This window comes from Sphingobacterium sp. UBA7249 (genome assembly GCF_002472835.1).
Classification (GTDB): Bacteria; Bacteroidota; Bacteroidia; order Sphingobacteriales; family Sphingobacteriaceae; genus Sphingobacterium; species Sphingobacterium prati.
In genome coordinates this window covers 228,970-251,587 of the sequence record NZ_DKST01000013.1, presented here as the reverse complement: position 1 = coordinate 251,587, position 22,618 = coordinate 228,970, and the positions used below count along the sequence as shown (strand labels likewise).

Annotated in this window: 18 protein-coding genes; 13 read left to right on the top strand and 5 right to left on the bottom strand. The window is 43.6% G+C overall.

The window, feature by feature from the left end; genetic code table 11:
- Position 1 precedes the first annotated feature (1 nt).
- The 3 genes from B4A24_RS10025 to B4A24_RS10015 all read right to left on the bottom strand — a co-directional run bounded on the left by B4A24_RS10025 (position 2) and on the right by B4A24_RS10015 (position 1,890).
- Complete coding sequence (locus B4A24_RS10025; RefSeq protein WP_293944658.1) at positions 2-856, bottom strand: NEW3 domain-containing protein; 855 nt, start codon at positions 854-856, stop codon at positions 2-4.
- A gap of 227 nt (positions 857-1,083) precedes the next feature.
- Positions 1,084-1,374: a hypothetical protein gene (locus tag B4A24_RS10020; protein ID WP_293944657.1), complete on the bottom strand. Its 291-nt coding sequence runs from the start codon at positions 1,372-1,374 to the stop codon at positions 1,084-1,086.
- A gap of 69 nt (positions 1,375-1,443) precedes the next feature.
- Positions 1,444-1,890, bottom strand: a complete 447-nt coding sequence (locus tag B4A24_RS10015; RefSeq protein ID WP_293944655.1) for an Hsp20/alpha crystallin family protein — start codon at positions 1,888-1,890, stop codon at positions 1,444-1,446.
- Positions 1,891-2,313: 423 nt separating this feature from the next.
- Between B4A24_RS10015 and B4A24_RS10010 the strand changes: the two genes are divergently transcribed.
- The 4 genes from B4A24_RS10010 to B4A24_RS09995 all read left to right on the top strand — a co-directional run bounded on the left by B4A24_RS10010 (position 2,314) and on the right by B4A24_RS09995 (position 5,482).
- The gene (locus tag B4A24_RS10010) at positions 2,314-2,910 is read left to right on the top strand and encodes a hypothetical protein (RefSeq protein ID WP_293944653.1); all 597 of its coding nucleotides are present in this window, start codon (positions 2,314-2,316) and stop codon (positions 2,908-2,910) included.
- A 261-nt stretch (positions 2,911-3,171) separates the two neighbouring features.
- On the top strand, positions 3,172-4,179 hold the full coding sequence (locus tag B4A24_RS10005) for a hypothetical protein (protein WP_293944651.1): 1,008 nt from the start codon (positions 3,172-3,174) through the stop codon (positions 4,177-4,179).
- A 65-nt stretch (positions 4,180-4,244) separates the two neighbouring features.
- Positions 4,245-4,742 (top strand): DUF6265 family protein, encoded by a 498-nt coding sequence (locus B4A24_RS10000; protein WP_293944649.1) that lies wholly within the window; start codon positions 4,245-4,247, stop codon positions 4,740-4,742.
- 176 nt (positions 4,743-4,918) lie between these two features.
- Entirely contained in the window at positions 4,919-5,482 is a 564-nt protein-coding gene (locus tag B4A24_RS09995) for a DUF4468 domain-containing protein (RefSeq protein WP_293944647.1), read from the top strand.
- Between the two features lie 104 nt (positions 5,483-5,586).
- Here B4A24_RS09995 and cobA read toward each other — a convergent pair whose 3' ends face one another.
- Positions 5,587-6,348 (bottom strand): uroporphyrinogen-III C-methyltransferase, encoded by a 762-nt coding sequence (cobA, locus tag B4A24_RS09990; protein WP_293944645.1) that lies wholly within the window; start codon positions 6,346-6,348, stop codon positions 5,587-5,589.
- Positions 6,349-6,547: 199 nt separating this feature from the next.
- Here cobA and nirB point away from each other — a divergent pair, with 199 nt between their 5' ends.
- Genes nirB through B4A24_RS09970 form a run of 4 tightly spaced genes read left to right on the top strand, consistent with a single transcriptional unit; the run spans position 6,548 to position 10,710 of the window.
- Entirely contained in the window at positions 6,548-9,064 is a 2,517-nt protein-coding gene (gene nirB / locus B4A24_RS09985; protein ID WP_293944643.1) for a nitrite reductase large subunit NirB, read from the top strand.
- Between the two features lie 32 nt (positions 9,065-9,096).
- Entirely contained in the window at positions 9,097-9,444 is a 348-nt protein-coding gene (gene nirD / locus B4A24_RS09980; protein ID WP_293944641.1) for a nitrite reductase small subunit NirD, read from the top strand.
- Positions 9,445-9,489: 45 nt separating this feature from the next.
- Positions 9,490-10,302, top strand: coding sequence for a formate/nitrite transporter family protein (locus B4A24_RS09975; protein WP_108635627.1), 813 nt, complete (start codon positions 9,490-9,492; stop codon positions 10,300-10,302).
- Between the two features lie 6 nt (positions 10,303-10,308).
- Positions 10,309-10,710: a hypothetical protein gene (locus B4A24_RS09970; protein ID WP_293944639.1), complete on the top strand. Its 402-nt coding sequence runs from the start codon at positions 10,309-10,311 to the stop codon at positions 10,708-10,710.
- A 74-nt stretch (positions 10,711-10,784) separates the two neighbouring features.
- Here B4A24_RS09970 and B4A24_RS09965 read toward each other — a convergent pair whose 3' ends face one another.
- The gene (locus tag B4A24_RS09965) at positions 10,785-11,483 is read right to left on the bottom strand and encodes a Crp/Fnr family transcriptional regulator (protein ID WP_293944638.1); all 699 of its coding nucleotides are present in this window, start codon (positions 11,481-11,483) and stop codon (positions 10,785-10,787) included.
- Between the two features lie 244 nt (positions 11,484-11,727).
- On the opposite strand from B4A24_RS09965, the gene B4A24_RS09960 reads away from it, so the two are divergent.
- The 5 genes from B4A24_RS09960 to B4A24_RS09940 all read left to right on the top strand — a co-directional run bounded on the left by B4A24_RS09960 (position 11,728) and on the right by B4A24_RS09940 (position 22,612).
- The gene (locus tag B4A24_RS09960) at positions 11,728-13,347 is read left to right on the top strand and encodes a DUF6377 domain-containing protein (RefSeq protein ID WP_293944636.1); all 1,620 of its coding nucleotides are present in this window, start codon (positions 11,728-11,730) and stop codon (positions 13,345-13,347) included.
- A gap of 225 nt (positions 13,348-13,572) precedes the next feature.
- Positions 13,573-14,982 (top strand): SGNH/GDSL hydrolase family protein, encoded by a 1,410-nt coding sequence (locus B4A24_RS09955; RefSeq protein ID WP_293944634.1) that lies wholly within the window; start codon positions 13,573-13,575, stop codon positions 14,980-14,982.
- Positions 14,983-14,986: 4 nt separating this feature from the next.
- Positions 14,987-17,557, top strand: coding sequence for a glycoside hydrolase family 38 C-terminal domain-containing protein (locus B4A24_RS09950; RefSeq protein WP_293944632.1), 2,571 nt, complete (start codon positions 14,987-14,989; stop codon positions 17,555-17,557).
- Between the two features lie 25 nt (positions 17,558-17,582).
- Entirely contained in the window at positions 17,583-19,922 is a 2,340-nt protein-coding gene (locus tag B4A24_RS09945) for a GH92 family glycosyl hydrolase (RefSeq protein WP_293944631.1), read from the top strand.
- Positions 19,919-22,612 (top strand): glycoside hydrolase family 2 protein, encoded by a 2,694-nt coding sequence (locus B4A24_RS09940; RefSeq protein WP_293944630.1) that lies wholly within the window; start codon positions 19,919-19,921, stop codon positions 22,610-22,612. Before B4A24_RS09945 ends, B4A24_RS09940 begins: the two co-directional genes overlap by 4 nt.
- Positions 22,613-22,618: the final 6 nt, after the last annotated feature.

Genomic DNA, 22,618 nt, shown 5'->3' with positions numbered 1-22,618 from the left:
CTTATCTACGTCCGTATTTGCGGATGAGGTAATACACCAAACCAATGGCCAATACGATGACCAGCATGCCAATCCAACCCGATAACAGGGAGGTCTTGACGATCATGCGGAAGGAAATGTCAGCATTGCTGTTGGACGATTTGATCTCGAATTTGGCCGCATAGTCCCCTGCAATGGTTTTATCGGGAACCTTTAGGTTGACTTTAACGTCTACGGATTTGCCTGCTTCCAGCTGTTTGATCGTGCTGGGGTTGAAGGTGGCTTCCCATCTGCTGGGTAGCTGTGAACTGAGGTCCAATGTATTTAGGGGGAGTGTGCCTGTATTTTTAACTTTGAGCAGGATCTCCTTGCTGCCTCCGGATACTACTTCGTCGCTGAGCCTGCCGCTAGGCGTGGTCAGTTCAAGGGCATAAGAGCCTTTTACGACTGCCTCTAGAGCGAGCTGCAGGGTATCTGTGGGCGAGATAGCCCGGACAGGAATTTTATATTTACTCGGTTTTGCGGTAAGGGGGCAGCTGATTTCAATACTGATCTCCTGGGCTTTATTTGGCTGCATCTGTAGCGAAGTCACCAACGAACCCTCTACACGGTAGCTGATCTGCCAACCTTCGGGCAGCTGTGCATTGAGGCTGTAGTTGACCGTTTGTGCCGATCCATTTGTCAGGGTCGTGCTGTAACGAAAGGGCTCATTGCTGGGGGCTTCGATATTGATCAGCCTGGCCTCAAAATTGGATTTGAGGGGAGCAGCGGTTTGTCCCGATAAATAGAGACTGTTTGCCAGCACGATAAGTGCGATTAAAAATGGCCTGAAAGAAAAACGTCGTTCTGTGTTTGTAATTAGTAATTCTGTTAACATGATCCAATAACTAAAATTTATATTTAAATAGAATATTAGCTTTAAAAAATGTCGGTCTGGGTATCGCTACCTTCTTGAAAGCAAACCGCGCCCAAATTAAAAATCAATTTGATAAAAATCAAGAGTGAAATATAAAATGTATTGTAAAAAAAATGTTTTTCAAAGTTTATAAGGTGTTACAATGGTTGTAAGCTGATCGCTTGCTCCGCTGGGGAGCAGGTTAATGTTCAGTCAAAATTAACCGCCCTGAAAGTTTTCTTAATAATGATCTTCATGTTTTCTGCCAGCTCATCCAGTGTGCAATGAATTGATCTCAACTGTGTGTTTGATAAGCCTTGTTCACGAAGTAAAAGGTTGATGCGCAGTAACCGGTTGTCAGCAGGTTGGCTACCGCCAACTAATTCATCGAATAGTTCATGAACAATCTTTTCGCAGCTGCTCTGATCAAAATGAGCGATCGTCATGTAACGCTCCTGGCTGAACATCTGTATTTCAATATAATAATTTGACCGTTCCATAATACCAAGAATGAAAAATAGGTTAGCCTCCAATCGGAGGCTAACCCAGTTAAAGTTGCAATTTGGATCTTAAGATATCTCGATAAGCCGCGGTTCTTTTTGTTTGGCTTCTTCTTTTTTTGGTATGGTTAATCGTAGCATACCATTTTCATAACGCGCCTGAATGTTATCTTGATCGACGACATCTTTTTGAAGTTCAAAGCTACGTTGGAAAGATTGGTAGCTAAACTCGCGGCGTGTGTAGGTGTCTGTTTGCTCCTCATTTTTTTCTTCCTTAGCAGAAGAAATGGTCAACAGGTTGCCGTCAAGTGTTACCTTGAAATCGTCCTTTGCCATGCCTGGTGCTGCAACTTCAACTTCAAAGGTGTCTCCATTTTCCTTGATGTTGACCGCAGGGACAGTTGTGCTTGTTGACGAGTAATTTTTGTTGTCCCAGTTTAAAAGCTCACGGTTAAAATTATCAAACATGGGCGAAAAAAATGAAAAATTGTTCCAGTTTCTTTTTGCAAGTCTCATAGTAACCTCCTTTTAATGAAATAAAACAATAATTTAAATCTATCAGCCGGCCGACGCTATTAAATATATACAAAAAAAATACCGAACTGTAAAAACTGAAATTTTTGCACGAAAACTGCCAATTTTTACATGATAAATTGACAGAAAGCTAGAAAAATTCAGTGAACATGGTTATTTTCAGTTTTTTCAAAACGATTTTCAAATAGGTTTTGTTTTTACAATAATCCATATGATGGATAACTTAGTTATAAAAGGTCAGGGTGCTTAGATGTTCCTGACCTTTTCTTTTTTTTGAAGGAAACTATCCGCTATGATCTGTTGTTTATAAGGTAGAAAAATGATCGCGATAGGTCTACATGCTTTCAGACCTGTCTGGGGATCTAAGCATGTTGATTGATTAGATATTTAATTAAAAATTGATATATGAGAAGGGAACAGATCGAAGAATGGATAGCGCAAGGATATCATATCCTAGACCACAAAAAGCCGAAGGCCGTACAAGGAGATGTGTGGGAATATCTAAATAAATGTGACGGACATGGCAGCGATGTGTATGCCTTGTCGGAGCTGGCAAAATGGCCGGATCGTGAACTTGCAGAATTGGAACTGCGTAAATATGCAAAGGAGTACGGGCAATTGGGAGAGAAGCAATTTCTCCGCAATGAAGCTATTCGTACCAAAGATTTTGATAAATACGAAGCATTTTTAAGAATGTTTTATCCAGATCTCGTCGAAAAGGAGCTTGAGGAAGCTAACTTTTTGGCGCAACGGGTACAACGGCTCACCAAGGAAGAGATGGAACAATGGGTCGTGTCAAACAACATCAATGTGCTGTTGTCTGATTTGAATTGCCTCGAGGAAGGTGCTATCGTAACTGGGATGGTCATACCTTCTGAAGAAGTAGTCAGCTATACCGATGGTGGGTTGCAGGATACGATGGACTGCCACGTAACGCCCATGGAATTTTTTAGCCATACGGATCACGTTGCTTACTGGATAGATCCAAAAATAAAAGCCTAGCACCAGTGCCGGGCTTTTTCCTGTAAGGGGCTCTCGAATTATCTTTTCAGCTTAGCCGATGGAACGAGTCATCTTTCTGCGGATCTGGCTCGTCCTCCTGTATTTTGCGCTGACTTTTACCTTTAAGGTTTAGAGACTGGAAGTCAGCTATATTTTGCTGAACTCAGCGAATCGTAACTGGGCCGACACGGATATTAAAGCGGCCTTGCCTTGCGCAGAGTTATCCCTATCTTTAAGGCCAGAGAGATTATAAAAGCGAAAATGAATAGAAAAATACTAAGGTTGCTAGGTCTGCTGATGTTGATATGCGGTATGGGGAATAACTTATTTGCGCAGAAATTCTATCCAAGAAATTTCATTCTTCTATATACAGATGAAGGGATTCCGGAAAATAAAGTTGCTAAACTAAATGCGGCCTATCTGTTACCTACGGGATTCCAGCGGGTAAATGATAGCCTCTATATACATCCGCAGATGAAGGAGAGACTGTCGCTGTCCACCAGACAGCAGGACAATAAGAATGAACTGCTGCTGACTTACCTTACCGCTGCTGATCTTAGCGTTTTTAGAGCGCGCTTGCTCGATTATGAGCCTAAGCTTGAGCAGATCGATGCGAATACCTATCAAGCTACATTTAACAATCCGGTGGTTAAGTATATGATCGCCGGGGATACCGTCATTGACAATAAGCGGCTTCACACCATAAAATTCCTGCTGATCTATGATAAAGGACAAAAATTTCCTTTTTCTTCGGATAATTATACGTTTCCTGCTACGGAGACTTATCCGCTTCAGCGTACAACCTGGTATTTTACAGCTAAATACGAAAGATCGCCATCAAATTCGGAGTACAACGAGATGAGGCTGATATTTAGCAAAGAAAAGACGGCCTACAAAATTGAGTTTGTGGATGATATCAATTTTAAGATAACGTATACAGATTCGAAGAAAAAGGCACATGTGTATCAGGGCGAATATCAAAACTACAAATCTGACATCTCTTTTTTTAACCGTCAGGGTGGATGGTCGGACAAGGATAAAACGGGTAGGGCGCTTGCAACCCCGGGCGAACAGTATATGGGTAAGGAGTCATTTTATGAAGATCCGAAAAAGTTTACGGAGGCCGCAGGAACGGCCAGATACTTTCGGTTTATCTTTTCAAATAACTACCAATCCATTTATCATCCTGATTTAGGTCTGATGGAATTGAGTAAACGGGAAGCTAGGGAGCAGGAAGACATTTTAAGTATGCCTAGGCAGGAGAGGTAATATTGTATAAAATATGTATATTGAAGTCAATATTAATGTACATTATATAACCAAAATAGCAAATTATGAAAAGGATAGGTCTTTTAGTTTATGCCGCAGTAGCGGTATCCTGTCATCAGAATACAAGCACAGGGACCACTGAAACATCAGCGACTGCATCTGCGCCTACAAAGGAAGTAACGGTGAATTTAGATTGGCTCAACGGAAACTGGAAGCGGACAAATGATAATAAAGGAAAACAGACTTTTGAAAGCTGGAAAAAAATAAGCGCAACCGAATATGCCGGCTTTTCCTTTACATTGCAAAAAGGGGATACCATAAGCCAGGAGCAGATGTCATTGATTGCACCGAATGGAAAATGGAGCTTATTCGTTAAAACTCCGGATGAAAAAAGACCTATTGAATTTAAGCTGGCAACGCTTAAAAGCAACGAGTTTGTTTTTACAAATGATTCGATAGATTTTCCGAAACAAATCCAGTATTGGATCGAAAGTGGAAAACTGAAAGCAAAAGTTTCTAATAAGGACATGGAAATTCCCTTTGAATTTGAGAAAATTCAATAATTTAAATGGATTTTCATTAGGAATACGCCAAATATGCCAGGTGATTATATTTTTAAAATGAGAAAAGACAAAACCTGCTGTTTAATGTTTAACTGTATAAGTTTGGCATAATATCTGTTGCCATAGCGGCGTATATTAATATATTTAATTTTAAATCGAGAAAAGGACACGAACTAATGATGAAGAAGTTTTTTGCAGTTTTATTGCTTTGTATAGCGGTAGCATTTGTACAGGCTCAGTCAATGAAAATAACGCCGAAGGATTTTGTCGATGCTGCTGACGAGTCAAAGAATTATGTTGTCTTGAATTTTGAAGGTAGATCGCAGCAAGATTTGTATAAAGCTGCGCTAAAGTATGTAAATTCCTATTATAATAATCCTGAGAAAGTCACGACGAAAATCGAAGGCGAGCAAATTGTGATCGATGCGATGGAGCAGAAGGCTGTTTATACTACCTACCTGGGTTCAAAAACGTACTATAATTTTTATTATAAGATTACCTTGGATTTCAAAGATTCGAAAATAAGGTTCGCACCGAATTACAAATATTTTGAGTCGCCGGGCGGAGCTGAATATCCGTTGAACGGTACCAATAATTTCATGTCAAAAAATGCGCTATATGGTAGCAATGGCAAAGTGGCCCGAAAAAGCTTGCAGGAAGGATTAGATGCATTCATTAATAACTATATTGGTAATTTCTCCAAACATATCAATGATAGCAAGTCCAATGACAATTGGTAGAAAAAACCAGTCATCGCTGATAAAATACGCGTATGAATTCGGGTATGCTGAATGCCAACGATTTGGGCACTGATCGGGCTATGTACCAAATGCTTGTAGCTGAATTATACGATATGCCGCTGTTCCATAACGATGGTGGCGGCCTGCTGCAAGTTGACAACTTCACCGATGACAATAATCGCCGGATGCCCGAGACCATTCTCCCGACTAGCTCGCACAAGATCTTTTGCTTTACATAACACCTGCTTTTGTTGTGGTAGACTCGCGTGTTGTATAATGGCCGCGGGTGTATCTCCTTTGCCATAGAGCACATAAGTACGTGCAATCTCATCAAGTTTACGCATCCCCATATAAATCACCACAGTCGATTTGCTCTGGACAGCTAGTGGAAGGTCGGCTGATAGGCTGCCATCTTTTTTCATACCGGTCAATGCCCATACACCTTCGCTTACACCACGATGCGTGAGCGGGATGCTATTGAGACCCGCACCTTGCATGCTGCTAATTCCCGGAATATAGGTAACATTTATATTTTGGTCTCTCACAGTGAGCCATTCTTCAAAACCACGTCCAAAAAGATAGGGGTCACCGCCTTTCAAGCGTACCACATGCTCAAAATTTTGACAGTAGTAAAGAATAAGGTCATTTATTTCTTCTTGTGGTACGTATTTGCCATATGGATGCTTGCCAACATAACGTTTTATACAGTTTTTATTCGCTATACTTAGGATTTCCTCGTTGATTAAGTTGTCATATAGGATAACTTGCGCGTTTTCGATTGCTTTATACGCTTTAATGGTGAGCAATTCTGGGTCTCCTGGACCAGCTCCAACAATAAATAATGATTTTTCGGTTGATTTTTTCATGTTTTACCTGTATTTACTGTGTTTGTATATGTAAATGTATTAAAAATTATGATTAAAATCACAAAATGTTTAATTGTTTATAGTTTTCTAATGAAAAAACATGATAAAAATCATATTTTTGTTGATTATTTGATTTTTTATTTCATAAATTAGTGTTATGAAATCGTATAAATGATTTTTTAACAAAAAAATAGATGTTATGGAAAGAAAAATGATTGTAATTATCGGAAATGGCATGGTTGGTAATAAAATTTGTGAAAAATTAAAACAAAAATCTCCCGATATACAAATAACGGTGTTTGCAGAAGAGCCCATTCGTGCCTATGATCGCGTACATCTGACAGATTACTTTAAAATTTCATCGATTGATGAGCTTTTTCTTTCAAAAAATGATTGGTACGCTGAGAATAATATTAAAATTCATTTAAATGACCCCGTTGTTGATGTAGATTTAAGTAAAAAAGAGGTTTGTTCATTAAAGGGGCAAGTTATTCATTATGACTACCTCATCTTTGCAACAGGCTCGGCTGCTTTCGTACCACCAATTCCGGGGGTAGAAAAGCAAGGCGTATTTCTCTACCGGACCATTGAAGATCTAGAATTGATCAAAGCTTACGCGGCGAAAGCAAAAAAAGGGACGGTTATGGGAGGTGGGCTGCTGGGCTTGGAAGCAGCAAAAGCCCTCGTTGACTTAGGTATTGAAGAAACAGCAGTAATTGAATTTGCGCCGCGATTGATGCCCAGGCAGATCGATGCAAGCGCGAGCGCCCTTTTACAAGCTAAGTTGGCTGAATTGGGGTTAAGCTGCCTGTTACAAAAATCGACAAGCCAGCTAATCGGGGATGAACATCTTACCGGTATTGCTTTTAACGATGGTACGGTGCTCGAAACAGATATGCTGGTGATTTCTGCTGGTATCCGTCCGCGGGATGAGCTTGCAAAAAAAATTGGATTGGCAGTTGGAGAACGTGGCGGAATACTTGTCAATGCCCAGATGCAGAGCTCCGACCCCACGGTGTATGCTATCGGGGAATGTGCTCTGGTCAACGATATGATCTATGGTCTGGTTGCTCCAGGCTACGAAATGGCGGAAATTGCAGCTGCACACATCATCGGGGAAGAAAAGTCATTCAAAGGCTTTGATATGAGTACCAAATTAAAACTGATGGGGGTGGATGTGGCTAGCTTTGGAGACCCTTTTGTCAGCGAGCCTTATGCGCGGACGATCCTACTCGAAGATCGTAATAAAGGTATTTATAAGCGGTTGAATGTCAGTACGGACGGTACACGCCTGCTTGGTGGAATTCTCGTGGGCGAGGCTACCAGTTACAACATGCTCCTGCAAATGGTCAACAATAGTATGCCTTTGGCTGAGCATCCCGAACTGCTGCTGTTTGGCGAGCAGCGTGAGAGCAAATCGGCTTCTTCGGGATTGGAAGCCCTACCGGATCAGGCATTGATCTGCAGTTGTGAAGGAATTACCAAGGCGCAGATCTGTGATGCTGTGACCACACATAATTGCGAAAATGCGGAGGCTGTTAAAAAATGTACCAAAGCTGGTTCGGGATGTGGTGGTTGTGTACCTATGGTAAAAGATCTGGTCAACTATACCATGAAACAACAGGGGAAATATATCCGTAATACAATATGCGAGCATTTTGACCTGAGCCGTCAGGAGCTGTACGACCTGATCAAAATACACGAGCTAAAAAGCTACGACCATGTGCTGGATGCTTTGGGCAGGGGGCATGGTTGCGAGCTGTGTAAACCGCTGGTATCTTCATTGCTCGCTAGTCTCTGGAATGAAATGATCCTTGGTAAGGGAAATGATGTGGCACAGGATAGTAACGACCGTTACCTAGCCAATATACAGAAAGGCGGAACCTACTCTGTCGTTCCACGGATTCCGGGCGGTGAAATTACACCTGATAAATTAATCGTCATCGGTGAAGTGGCCAAAAAATATAATTTATATACAAAAATTACGGGAGGACAACGCATTGATTTGTTTGGTGCACACCTCAATGACCTCCCGTTTATCTGGGAGGAACTTATCGCAGCGGGTTTTGAGAGTGGGCATGCTTATGGAAAGGCGCTGCGTACCGTGAAAAGCTGCGTGGGTAGTACCTGGTGCCGGTTTGGTCTGCACGACAGTGTGTCTTTTGCCATCCGCATTGAGGAGCGCTATCGTGGACTGCGGGCTCCGCATAAGCTCAAGTCTGCTGTCAGTGGCTGTATCCGTGAGTGCGCCGAAGCACAGAGCAAGGACTTTGGTATCATCGCGACGGAAAAAGGCTGGAACCTCTATGTCTGTGGAAATGGTGGTAGCAAACCTCAGCATGCGCTGCTCTTGGCGGCCGATATTGATAGTGAAACCTGTATCCGGTATATTGACCGTTTTCTGATGTTCTATATCCGCACAGCAGACCCACTGACGCGTACTGCTCCTTGGCTTAATAAAATGGAAGGGGGGATCGACTATTTGCGGAATGTGGTGGTGGAGGATAGTCTCGGAATGGGAGAAGCTTGGGAACAGGATATGCAATTGCTTGTTGATAGCTACCGTTGTGAATGGAAGGCTGCAGTAGAAGATCCCAATATCCGTAAACGTTTTGTACATTTTGTCAATGCACCGGACGAAAAAGATGAAACCGTACAGTTCGACACGATGCGTGGACAGAAAAAAGCAGCCGACTGGAATCTAAAAACTATTTAAACATTATACAAAACCTTTTTAAAGAGAATCATATGGAAACGCAACTAGACACACAATGGCTTCAAGCCTGTAGAATAGAAGATGCTATCGAGAATGGCGGGGTTTGTCTCAAGCTAAACAATCAACAGGTCGCGCTATTTTATTTTGCACGCCGCAATGAGTGGTATGCTACCCAGAATGAATGTCCGCATAAACGGCAGATGATTTTGAGTAGGGGAATGTTGGGTTCGCTGGGGGATACGCCAAAGGTAGCTTGTCCATTCCATAAGAAAACCTTTGCACTGGATACAGGGGAATGTCTCTCCGGTGATGAATGTGCAATTAAGACTTACCCTGTTAAAGTTGAAAACGGGAACGTGTATATCGGAATGATCGCTTAAGGCTTTCGCAGCTATTTAAATGGAAAATTTTAACGTAAATAAATTATGGATTACATTAGCCCCAAAGAAGTAGCGGGAACAATGATGAATACCGCTGTCTATAAATCTTCCCTGCCGGTCCGGGATCTCCTGATCCGTGGTGCACTTGCCGGTGCCTTATTGGCGATATCGGTGACGTTGGCCTTATTGGCGACTTCACAGACGGGTTTGAGCCTGGTGGGTGCATTTGTCTTTCCGGTGGGATTTGTCATTATCGTCATCCTTGGATTGGAACTTGTGACGGGAAGTTTCTCCCTTGTGCCCTTGGCCTGGTTTGAAGGAAAAATTAGTTTTAGGGTGATGGCGAACAACCTGTTCTGGGTATTCTTGGGAAATCTCTTGGGAAGTGTCCTTTTTGCCCTGCTATTCTGGGCTGCAAGCACTGAAACCGGGCAGGTCAGCCAATTGGGTAATATTGAGCAGAGTCTGATCCTGATCAGTGAAAAGAAAACAATCGGCTATGGCGATCATGGGGCTGCGGGTTTATTTGCTGCTTTTGTCAAAGCGATTCTGTGTAATTGGATGGTCTGTATGGGGGTGGTGATGTCGATGACTTCCAAATCTACCTTGGGTAAGATTTTGGCTGCGGGCATTCCGATCTTTATATTCTTCGCGCTGGGCTATGAACATGCGGTGGTCAATATGTTTGTGATCCCTGCCGGAATGATGTTTGGTGCAAAAGTAAGCATCTCCGACTGGTGGCTTTATAATCAGCTTATCGTGACAGCTGGTAATATTGTTGGCGGTTTGTTGTTTACTGGAATGGCAATCTATTACACGTATAACAGAAAAGGACAAGTATCGACCTCGCAAAACTAAATAGTTATGGCTAAAATAAAACAAATCACAGCTGTGCTGATTCTGCATGTGCTCTCGTTGGCAGCCTACGGCCAGCAAAACCCCGTAAAAGCCAGTTTATTTGAGGGTATTTTAGTGGGGGGATATGCAGATCATGGTGCTTACATTAACTGTACAGGGCCTGCGGTGAAATATAATTTTGCGAAAAAGAGGGCTGTAATGCTCGGATTGCTACCTACGTTGAAATTAAAGGATGACAAGGTGGAGGAAGGGAAGCCAAAGAATTCTTGGATTACCCCGACGCTCGGGGTTGGTCTGACGCTGGTATCCGGACATATGGCCATCCAGTTGCCTGCTTTTTATAATGCAAAAACCAGTACTTCTGATGGGAAATGGAAATTGGGAATCGGCATGGGGTACAAATTTTAACGTTGACGTATAGATTGGGAAATATTTACGCTGGGGAGCACAAGATCATTTTTAAGTTGTTGGCTCCCCCTTTTTTATACTTCTTGTTCAGAAGCTAATCTGTTTAACTGCTTGAAATCTTTAATGAAAATTTTCTTTCCGTCGACCGTGATTGCTCCCATCGCTACAAGTTCGCCAAGCATACGATAAAAGGTCTCATAGGTAGTACCCACATAGGAGGCCAAGTCCTTCTTGCTTAGTGCAAGACCGATATAACCATCGCTAGCCCCCGCGCCAAAAATACGGTGAAGCAGCAGTAGGCTCCAGGCCAATCTGTTTTTAACGGATAGTTGGACAAGATTGCACATCTTCTGCTCCGAGAGCTGTAACTCGTCAGCATAAAAGAGCATGAGTTGATAGCTTAGCTCAGAGTTGATGCGTAGCGTTGACATAAAAAAGGGTAGATCAACAAAACAGAGTTGTGTTGGTTCCAATGCGGTTGCTGAAATTGGATAGACAGCTTGTTCGGATGAAACGCCGCGATGGCCGACAATATCACCTTCTTTTGCGAAACGGACAATGATATCCTTGTCGCCAAGGTTGCGGTGTACTTTGATAAGTCCAGATTGCACAAAATAAATGCCGTGGACAGCTTCTCCTTCAGCGATAAACTGCTCGCCTTTTTTTACCTTGATCTGTTTTCGATGCAGATCGATCTGGCCAAGCCAATCCTTTAAAACATAGCGACACATAAGGCAGGAGTGGTCACAGGTCGTTGCTTTTTTTGATTTCATCAATATTCGTTTCAGGTACTGAAGTGATTTTATCTGCCCAAAGGTATTATCTATTCACTTAAATTCCTATTTTGTCTGCTATAAAAACGGACGGTAAGGCAATTTTAAATTTGCCGCTCATGGAATCCCTTATTTTTTAACGCTTGATAAATTGATGGCTATTGCGGATCGAAATTAATCCAGGGTTTTTACCAACGAATTTTTGCTTATATTTGAGTTACGTTTGATCAATTATAATAGCCTAGTGAAAGCGAGACAACTTATTCTTCTATGCATTTTTGCATTAGCTTACTGTACACCGCTGCATGCGACCAAAGTAGATTCCTTATTAAACGTACTGGATAAAGCAATACATAATCGGACTGTCTATTTAGCTGCCAAGATTCACCGGATTGACTCTATCAAAGGTCTATTGAAAAGCCACCCGGCAGCCATGGAACGGTACGAGATCCAAAATCAGCTAATTTTTGAATATCAGACGTTAAACTGTGACTCTTCATTGGCTTATATAGACGGCAATATTGCGATAGCCAAACAGCTGAACGATAGGATGCTCATGACAGAAAGCCAAGCCAAGTTGGCTTTTGTTCTTTCCATCTCTGGATTGTTTACCCAGGCATGGGATGTACTGAAGCAAATCGATTATGATGGACTGCCTCAGCACCTTAAGGTTCTCTACCACTGGAGCAATATCCGTTATTATGAAAATTTGATCAAATATACTGACCACGATAATTACAATAGGGAATACGAAAGTGAAATTGCCAAATCCAGAAGCAGCCTTATGGGGCTGCTCGACCCAAACTCGGATATGTACCTCAAGGAGAAATCATTTAAGCTCAAAGCAGAGGGTATGTTCAAAGAGTCCGGGGATATCCAGCTGCATCTGTTCAAAAAGGAAAAAAGTGATACACATGGCTATGGGATGTCTGCGATGGGTATTGCGATGATCGCTAAAGAGCTGGGAAAAGCACAATTGGCCGAAGAATATCTTGTTATGGCTGCAATTACAGATGTCCGACTGGCGATTAAGGAAAACGAGTCATTATTGACCTTGGCGATTTACTTGAATAAAAAAGGCGATGTGAATAGAGCCTTTGCCTATATTCAGGCTGCTCTGGATGATGCCAACTATTACAATTCGCGCTTTCGCAATACTGTTATTGCACGTACACAACCTATTATTGAAGCGACCTATCTTGCCAAAATCGATCAACAGCGGAAAAATTTGCGCTTATATGCAATCGTAATCAGCATATTTGCCATTATTTTGATTCTCACACTGTATTTCCTATTTATGCAGATGAAGATCGTATCCCGTGCCCGAAAGAAGCTCAATATGACTAACGGGCAGCTGATCCTCGTCAACCATAAATTGGACGAGGCCAATCTTGTACGTGAACGGTATATCGGCTATTACCTCAACCAATGCGCGGTATATCTGGAGAAACTGGATGATTTTAGGAAAAATGTATACCGTAAAGTAAAAAGCCGCCAGCTGGATGACTTACAACAGCTGACTTCCTCCAATGAATCCCTGGAAAAATACGCGCAGGATCTTTACGCTGATTTTGACCGGACTTTTTTGGAGGTATATCCCAATTTTGTCGATGAATTTAACAACCTGCTCAGACCGGATGAACAGTACCAGCTGAAAAAGGATAAACTCAATACCGAACTCCGTATTTTTGCCCTGATTCGCCTTGGGATTTCTGATGTCAATCAGATTGCCATCTTTCTGCGCTATTCGATGCAAACCATCTATAATTATAAGAGCAAAGTAAAGAGTAAGGCTATCGATGATGCCCAGCATTTTGAAGAAAAAGTACGAAAATTGGGTGGAGTATCCACAAATCAATTCTAAATCATTTACCAAAATAGCTTGCTTGTTGTTTTGTAACTAATTGTCTGTTAGTTTATTGTTGTGTTTTCTTCGTTATAATCGTTTACTAAGAGCCCTACTTGCACATGCAAGTAGGGCTCTTGCGTTATACATTTGTTTTTAAGGAAATGCCGATAGAACCAATACCAATTTAATAAATCTATTTTTACGTTTTACCTATCGTCATCCTTGTACAACTTCAATCTTATGGGAAATTATTCTAGAAAAATCTTTTTGGCAGGATTTGCCGTTCTCGTGTCTTTGGGAACAGCTATCCGAACTGTTGCGCAACAAATTTCACCCTTTAAGGATGGCGACCGCGTAGTCTTTTTGGGAAATAGTATTACGGATGGTGGGCATTACCACGCTTATATCTGGCTGTATTACCTGACGCGTTTTCCTGAAATGAAATTGAAGATGTTCAACGCGGGGATCGGCGGGGATCGGGGGGTCGATATGCTCAGAAGGTTGGATGGCGATGTGTTCAGCAAGCAGCCTACTGTATTGATCACTACTTTCGGTATGAACGATTCAGGCTATTTTGAATATAACGGTGATCAGCCAGAGGTTTTTGCTGATGCCAAGGTAAAAGAGTCGTATAATGGGTATAAAGAAATGGAAAAACGATACAAAGGGCTGGTCGATACCCGTCTGGTATTGCTTGGAAGTACACCCTACGATGAAAACGTGGCCATCAAGGATAATAAACCATTTAAGAATAAAAATAAGGCAATGAAACGCATCGTCGATTTTCAGCGTGAATCGGCTAAAAGTAATGGCTGGGAATTCTATGATTTTAATCAGTCCATCAGCGCAATCAATGCGAATTTTCAGCAAAAGGATCCGACCTTCACCATATCTGGAAGCGACCGTGTACACCCAGATAATAACGGGCATATGGTCATGGCTTACTTATTTTTGAAAGCGCAGGGATTTGCCGGTCAGGGGGTAGCGACAGTGGGGATTGATGCGACAAAACAACGTGTGACAGAAGCAAAAAACTGTAGGGTTGACAATGTCAAAAAGACTGGAAATAACCTCAATTTTGATTATCTCGCAGCGGCACTGCCTTATCCCATGGATACAGTCGCTAGAGGCTGGGGAGCTAAATATAGCCAGCACGACGCGGTTAATATCGTGCCTTTTATGGAGGAAATGAATCAGGAAATCTTGCAGGTTAAGGGACTTAAAGGAAACTATACCTTATGGATAGACGATCAGGAAATCGGTGTGTGGTCGGCTGCAGATCTTGACAAAGGGATCAATCTGGCGAATCAGACGCGGACACCACAATATCAGCAGGCTTTGAAAGTGATGTATCTCAATGAAGAACGCTGGGAGATTGAACGCCGCTTCCGCGATCTGGCCTGGGTGCAGTATAATTTTTTTCTTCCCAAAGGACTTTTGAATGCAGACAATCGCAAGGCAATCGAGGTCATGGACCAACATGTCGCAACAGACGGTTGGCTGCGTGCAAAAAGAGAGCTCTATGCCAAAGCGATGTATCCTGAAGTACGTGCGGCCTGGCAGAGCCAGATTGATGATCTGCAGCAGCGGATGAACGAAGTAAATCAACCTGTTAAACGGTCTGTGCGTCTTGTACAGCTGAAAAAATAGTGGGATGGCAGGGTTGAAAAAAAGAGTAATCAGCTTGTTTTTTGCATTGGTATTGGCAGCTGGTCTGCGGGGGCAGCAGGCTTATTTTGTCGATGGCTACCACGGCGGGGTCTATGGCCATTATCCGCTCTGGGTAACGACATTTATGCTTGACCATCTGGAAGCACAACCAAGCTGGCAAATCGGACTTGAGATCGAACCGGAGACTTGGGATACGGTCAAGGTAAAAGATCCTGCAGGTTATATGCGGTTTAAGCAATGGTCGAAAGATCCACGCCTGGATTTTACAAATCCGACTTATGCTCAACCTTATCTGTATAATATCTCCGGAGAAAGTATCATTCGCCAATTTGCTTATGGTATGGCAAAATACAATAAGCATTTTCCAGAAATCAATTTTACAACCTATGCTGTGGAAGAACCTTGTTTTACAAGCAGTCTACCCCAGATCCTCAAGCAATTCGGATTTCAGTATGCGGTACTTAAATCTCCAAATACCTGCTGGGGAGGCTATACAAGAGCACATGGTGGTCAATTTCTGAACTGGGAAGGGCCTGATGGTACAGCTATCCTTACTGTACCCCGCTATGCAAACGAGGCTTTTGAAAAAAACTCAACCTGGCAGACTACGGCCTGGGCCAATACAGTAGACTACTGGAAGAGCTGTTATGATGCTGGAATTACTAATCCGGTCGGTATGTGTTACCAGGATGCCGGATGGAAAAATGGTCCCTGGTTGGGAACGGGCGAAAAGGTGAAAAATAATGTACACTACACCACCTGGACAGCATATTTTCGATCGATCCCAGCTGGACAAGCTGTGCCAACCTGGAAAATGGGGCAAGAGGATATTCTGGTCAACTTAATGTGGGGTAGCCAAGTGCTGCAACGTATCGCTCAACAGGTGCGCCAGGCTGAAAACAGCATACTGCAAGCTGAGAAGATCGGAGCAATGGCTTTTATGGATCATGGCTTTGTGCCGGATGGTAAACGCCTTGACGAAGCCTGGCGGACGTTGATGATGGCACAGCACCACGATTCCTGGATTGTGCCTTACAATAAGTTGCATAAGGAGCAGACTTGGGCGCAGGCTATCGAAGAATGGACCGCCAATACGCTGACCATTGCGGATCAATTGATCCAGCAGGCAAATGCTTCTTATGCGACTTCTACGCGGAGTACAAATTCAGAATTGGGCTATATACGGGTTTATAATACGCTAGCCCGGCACCGAAAGGAATGGGTACAGGTGCGCTTACCTGCAGATGTGGATGATGTCACCGTATGGACTGGAAAGCAGCAGGTGCTACCCGCGCAATGCCATCAAACGGCTAGCGGTAAGGTCGTGGAATTTGAAGCGGAGGTGAACGGCTTTGGCTATGCTACGTATCAGCTTAAGGCGGCTCAACCTATTAAGCCGGGGCAATCTAAATCGAGTGAACCGAAAAGGATGGTCCGCTTTGATACTGAAGGCAATTGTATGATCGAAAATGAATTGTACAAAATTGTGCTGGACAAAAAGCAGGGTGGAACAATCAGGAGTCTGATTGCTAAATATGCAAATCATAAGGAATTTGCTGCACAAGATGGGGCTTATCGGATGGGAGAAATCGCTGGGCATTTTTATGAAGAGGGGAAATTTTATTCTTCAAAGGATAGCCCCGTAACGTTCGCTGTCGTACAGGATGATGGGTTGAAAACAACGGTTAAAATAACAGGGAATATCAATGGGCATCCTTTTGTTCAGTTGCTATCCCTGGTGGCAGGACAGCAACGCATCGATATGGATCTGACGATCGACTGGAAAGGCAATGTTGGAATCGGTGAATATAAGCAGCAACAGAAATGGACAGCTAATAGACGTGCTTTTACTGACGATCGCTTTAAATTGAAAGTCATGTTTCCATCAGCGATAAAACAAGGGAGAATAGCCAAAAATGCACCTTTTGATGTGACTGAAAGTGGCTTGGAGGATACCTTTTTTGGTCAGTGGGACCAGATTAAGAACAACGTTGTGTTGAACTGGGTAGATCTGTTTGACGAAAATAGCCAATATGGCCTCGCGGTACTGACGGACCATACAGGGTCGTATGTCCATGGTAAGGAGTTCCCTTTGAGTCTGACTGCACAATACTCGGGTTTGGGATTGTGGGGGATGGATTATAAGATTACTGGGCCATTACACATGCGCTATGCGTTGATACCTCATGAAAAAAAATGGAATATAGCGCGTATCACAGACCGAAGCAATGCATGGAACGAACCGCTATTGGCATCCTATCATCCCAATATCGAAGCCAGAGATCGGCAGTTGATCGCACTTTCGGATGATAATTTGGAGATATCGGCCTTGCAGTTGGACCATGGACAACTTGCCTTACGCCTGTTTAATACGGACAATAAACAGGCTTCATCAACTGTCACCATAAACTTTCCCGCGACTTCGCTACAGGAAGTTCAGCTGAATGGTGAGCACAAAGGGGATATTTCCTTTAGAAAGATGGCGGAGGATAGGAAAGCTTTTGTGGTGCAGCTGCCACAATTCGGAATCAGGACCTTTAAAGTCAATAAATAGAACCTTTAAAAAACGATAAATCAATATGAATAAATTATATGGACTGCTATCTTGTTTTGTTATCGCGCTAATCGTGTCTTCGACATCGTGTGCTAATCGCCGATATCATCCTGTTCCCAGTCCAGCAGACTATGTCAATCCATTTATTGGTGCCAGTACAAGTGTTGGTGCCGCAGGTACTTATCATGGTCTTGGAAAGACTTTTCCGGGGGCGACGACGCCTTATGGTATGGTGCAGGTGAGCCCCAACACGATCACAGGAGGGGATAATGGTTCGGGGTATAGTTACGAGCATCGCAGCATCGAAGGCTTTGCACTCACTCAGATGAGCGGAGTAGGCTGGTATGGCGATCTCGGAAATTTTCTGGTGATGCCCACCATTGGTAAGTTACATACCATTGCGGGTAAGGAGGATGGTACCTTGACCGGTTATCGATCTCCCTACAACAAGTCCAGTGAGATCGCTCAGGCTGGATATTATGCGGTTGATCTTGAACGGTATAATATCCGCGTGGAGGCTACCGCTGCACCACATAGCGGTATGCTTCGTTTTACCTTTCCGCAAAGTAAGGAATCACGTATTCAGATTGACCTGGCGCGTCGCGTCGGTGGCACAGCGATACAGCAATATGTCAGGAAAATAGACGACTATAGTATTCAGGGATGGATGCGTTGTACGCCTGAGGGGGGCGGCTGGGGTGATGGCGACGGTAAGGCGGATTATACGGTTTACTTTTATGCACGCTTCGATAAACCCTTAAAAAAATACGGTGTCTGGTCAGCAGAAATCCCTGATAACTGGAAGCGTAAGCGTGACGATGTACTGTCCATACCTTATCAAAGTCGGGTGGCCGAAGCGAAAGTGTGGCCTGGAAAAAATGAAATAGAAGGCAAACACCTCGGTGTATTCTCCGAATTTGAAACTAGTCAGGGCGAGCAGGTCAATCTACAGGTCGGAATTTCCTTTGTCGATATGCAGGGGGCCGAAAATAATCTTAAAAAAGAAATAGCAGGTAAGGATTTCAATCGTGTCCGTCGTGAAGCAAAAGAATTGTGGGATGCACAGCTTTCAAAAATCGCTGTCAACGGCGGTACAAAGGATCAAAAAACGATCTTTTACACCTCAATGTACCATACCATGATTGATCCGCGCATCTTTACGGATGTCGATGGACGTTATACGGGTGGTGACAACAAAATCCGCCGTAGTCAGGGCTTTACGAAACGGACAATTTTTAGCGGCTGGGATGTCTTCCGGTCGCAATTTCCACTACAGACTTTGATCAACCCCTCCTTGGTAAATGATGCGCTCAATTCATTGATCAGTCTGGCTGACGAGTCTGGAAAGGGGTATTTTGAACGTTGGGAATTGTTAAATGCGTATTCGGGCTGTATGATCGGCAATCCCGCGCTATCAGTATTGGCAGATGCCTATGTGAAGGGGATACGCAATTACGATGCATCCAAAGCATTAACTTACGCTATCAATACCTCCAAAAAGTTTGGCAATGATTCGTTAGGCTACACCCCGGGGGCATTGAGTATTTCGAATACGCTGGAATATGCTTATACCGACTGGTGTATTGCACAGCTTGCAAAAGAATTGAACAAGACTGATATGGAACAAGTGTATTTGGCCAAAAGTCAAGCTTACCGAAAGATATTTGATCCGGAAAAAGGCTGGTTCAGACCCCGGAAAAGTGACGGATCATGGGAAGAATGGCCCGAGAATGCACGCACTAAAGAGTGGTATGGTACCATTGAAAGTAACCCATATCAACAGGGCTGGTTTGTGCCCCATGATATTTCGGGCATGATCGAGTTGATGGGTGGGAAAGAAAAAACCTTAGCGGACCTAACAGATTTTTTTGAGAAAACGCCTGAGAATATGCTCTGGAACGACTATTATAATCATGCCAATGAGCCGGTGCACTTAGTCCCATTTTTGTTCAACCACCTGAATGCAGCTTATCTAACCCAAAAATGGACCCGTTACATCTGCGACAAAGCATATAGTAATGCTGTAGAGGGGATCGTGGGAAACGAGGATGTAGGGCAGATGTCGGCCTGGTATGTGCTGGCCGCGTCGGGAATACATCCCTCTTGTCCGGGATCAACACGTTTTGAAATAACAAGCCCAATATTCCAAGAATTGTCTTTTCAGCTGGATCCTAATTATTTCTCGGGTAAAAGGTTTCGAATTGTCGCTCACGATAATTCGATGGATAACAGGTATATCCAGCGGGCAAACCTGAATGGAAAGCCCTACGCTAAAAATTATATTGACTTTAAGGATATGGTGGCTGGGGCAACTTTGGAACTCTATATGGGGCCTCAACCAAATAAAGAATGGGGGAACGAATGAAAATGAGACTAATCTATCTAACGTTATTGCTACAATGGACGCTCGCTGGGTATGGTCAGGTATCTGAGCTGTCGCTCAATAGTGATAATCCAGCGATTCGTTGGGAAATAAAACCGCAGTCGGATCTACCTTATTCGGGGCAGGAAATAGCACAACCCAATTTTCGGATCAAAGACCCCGTACGCGGTATTGTCCCGGGGGTCGTCTTCACGGCCTATGTGGATCAGGGACTTGTACCGGATCCCAATTTTGCAGACAACATCTACCGTGTGGATGAACAGTTATTCAACCGTCCGTTCTGGTACCGTACAACTTTCCGCCTGCCCACACAATATAGAAAGGGGCAGCGTGTATGGATTCATTTTGACAATACCAATCGCTATGCCGATTTTTTCTGCAATGGCGTGAAACTATCGGGCACAGCTGGCTCTACCAAAGATGTTAGTGGGCATATGTTGCGCAGCAAATTTGATATCACAGATCTCGTGCGTGTGGGGGAGGACAATGCAATTGCGGTGTTGATTACCGATGCCGACCAGAAAAAAACACGTACGGCGAAAGAACCTTTTGGCGTAACGGCGAGCCCAACGTATCTGGCTGCAGCTGGCTGGGACTGGATGCCTTATGTGCCGGGACGGTTGGCTGGGATTACTGGCAATGTATCGTTGCGGTTTGTTGGCGACGTCAGTATGGATGACCCTTGGATGCGGTCCGACCTGGAAAGCAATGAGTTTGCCTACCTGGACTTTTCAACCGATCTAAGAAATGCGGGTGATCAACCCAAAGAAATAACGCTGGAAGGGATCATCAAGCCAGGAGATATTCGATTTTCTAAAAAAGTAAGGGTCGCCCCGCACAGTGCACAAAAGGTATATATCACCCGCAAGGAGGTGAAGGAATTTTTGATCAAACAGCCTTTGCTCTGGTGGCCAAATGGTTATGGGGAACCGAATTTGTACAGTTGTGCGCTTACCGCAAAAATTGGTGATGAGATCTCAGATCAGAAGCAGATCCAATTTGGTATCCGTAAATATGAGTACCATTATGAGCGCAATAAAGCGGGATGGCCGGTGCTGAATTTCTATATCAACGGAAAAAAGATCTATCTCAAGGGTGGGAATTGGGGAATGAGTGAATACTTGCTCCGCTGCCAGGGCGAAGAGTACGGTGTCAAGGTCAAACTTCATAAGGATATGAACTATAATATGATCCGCTTGTGGACAGGCTCGATCACGGACGATGCTTTCTATGATTATTGCGATCGCTATGGGATTATGGTATGGGATGACTTTTGGCTTTATGTCGCTTATAACGATGTTGCCAATGATGAAGACTTTAAAGCAAATGCGCTCGATAAAGTAAAACGATTGCGAAATCATGCCAGTATTGCGATCTGGTGCGGAGCCAATGAAACGCGTCCGAAACCCGAATTGGATAATTACCTGCGTGCTATTGTGGCTTCGGAAGACCATAATGACCGGCTGTATAAGTCTAGTTCCAATCAGGATGGGCTTTCGGGAAGCGGATGGTGGGGCAACCAACCTCCGCGGCACCATTTTGAAACTTCGGGAAGCAACCTGGCCTGGAACGATCCTCCTTACCCTTATAGCAGCAACTATGGCTATGGCCTACGTACGGAAATCGGAACGGCTACTTTCCCTAATTATGAAAGTATCGTGAAGTTTATTCCGAAAGACAAGCTTTGGCCATTGCCTACGGACGAACAGCTCAAATCGGAGGACGACAATGTGTGGAATAGGCATTTTTTTGGTAAGGAAGCTTCTAATGCCAGTCCTATACAGTATAAAGATGCGGTCAATAAACAGTATGGTGAATCGACGGATCTATCTGCATTTGCTGAAAAGGCGCAATACCTTAACCTGGAAGTCATGAAGGGCATGTATGAAGCCTGGAACGACAAGCTCTGGGACGACGCGGCAGGCATGCTGATCTGGATGAGCCAGTCGGCCTACCCTTCATTTGTATGGCAGACTTATGATTACTATTACGATGCAACGGGCGCCTATTGGGGAGCGAAAAAGGCCTGTGAGCCGGTACATGTACAATGGAATGCATCCAACAACAGCGTCAAGGTCATCAATACAAGCTTAAAGAGCCTTGATTCGGTATGGGTTTCGGCGCAGGTCTTTGATATGAGTGGCAAAGAGATCAAAAAATATGGCCTGCAAACCAGCGCTACCGTACAGTCAAATGTGGCGATGGAGGTCTTCCGTCTAAATTTTGATGGCGAACAAGGAGCTATAGCTTTGTCGGATCTGCATTTCATAAAGCTTACCCTGAAGGATAGAAAGGGCGTTTTGCTGTCTGAAAATTTCTATTGGCGAAATGGTCGTAAAGAGCTGGATTATACCAGCCTAACTAGCTTACCGAAGGCCAAGCTTGAATTTGACTATAAAAAAGAAGCGGGCACCGACGGTATTGTACTCCGGATCGTTAACCGTGGAACGTCGGTATCATTTGGTAATCGCTTGCGTCTGGTCGATGCAGCAACAAATGAACGGATTTTGCCGCTCATGATTTCGGACAATTATTTTACCCTGATGCCGGGCGAGGAAAAGTTTGTCCGGCTTACGGAATCTCATGTACGGCAATTGAAGAATGCGAAGCTGCTATGGAAGCAATACGGTCATGCTGAAAAGGAAACATTGAAATTAAAGAACATCTTTTAAAGATGA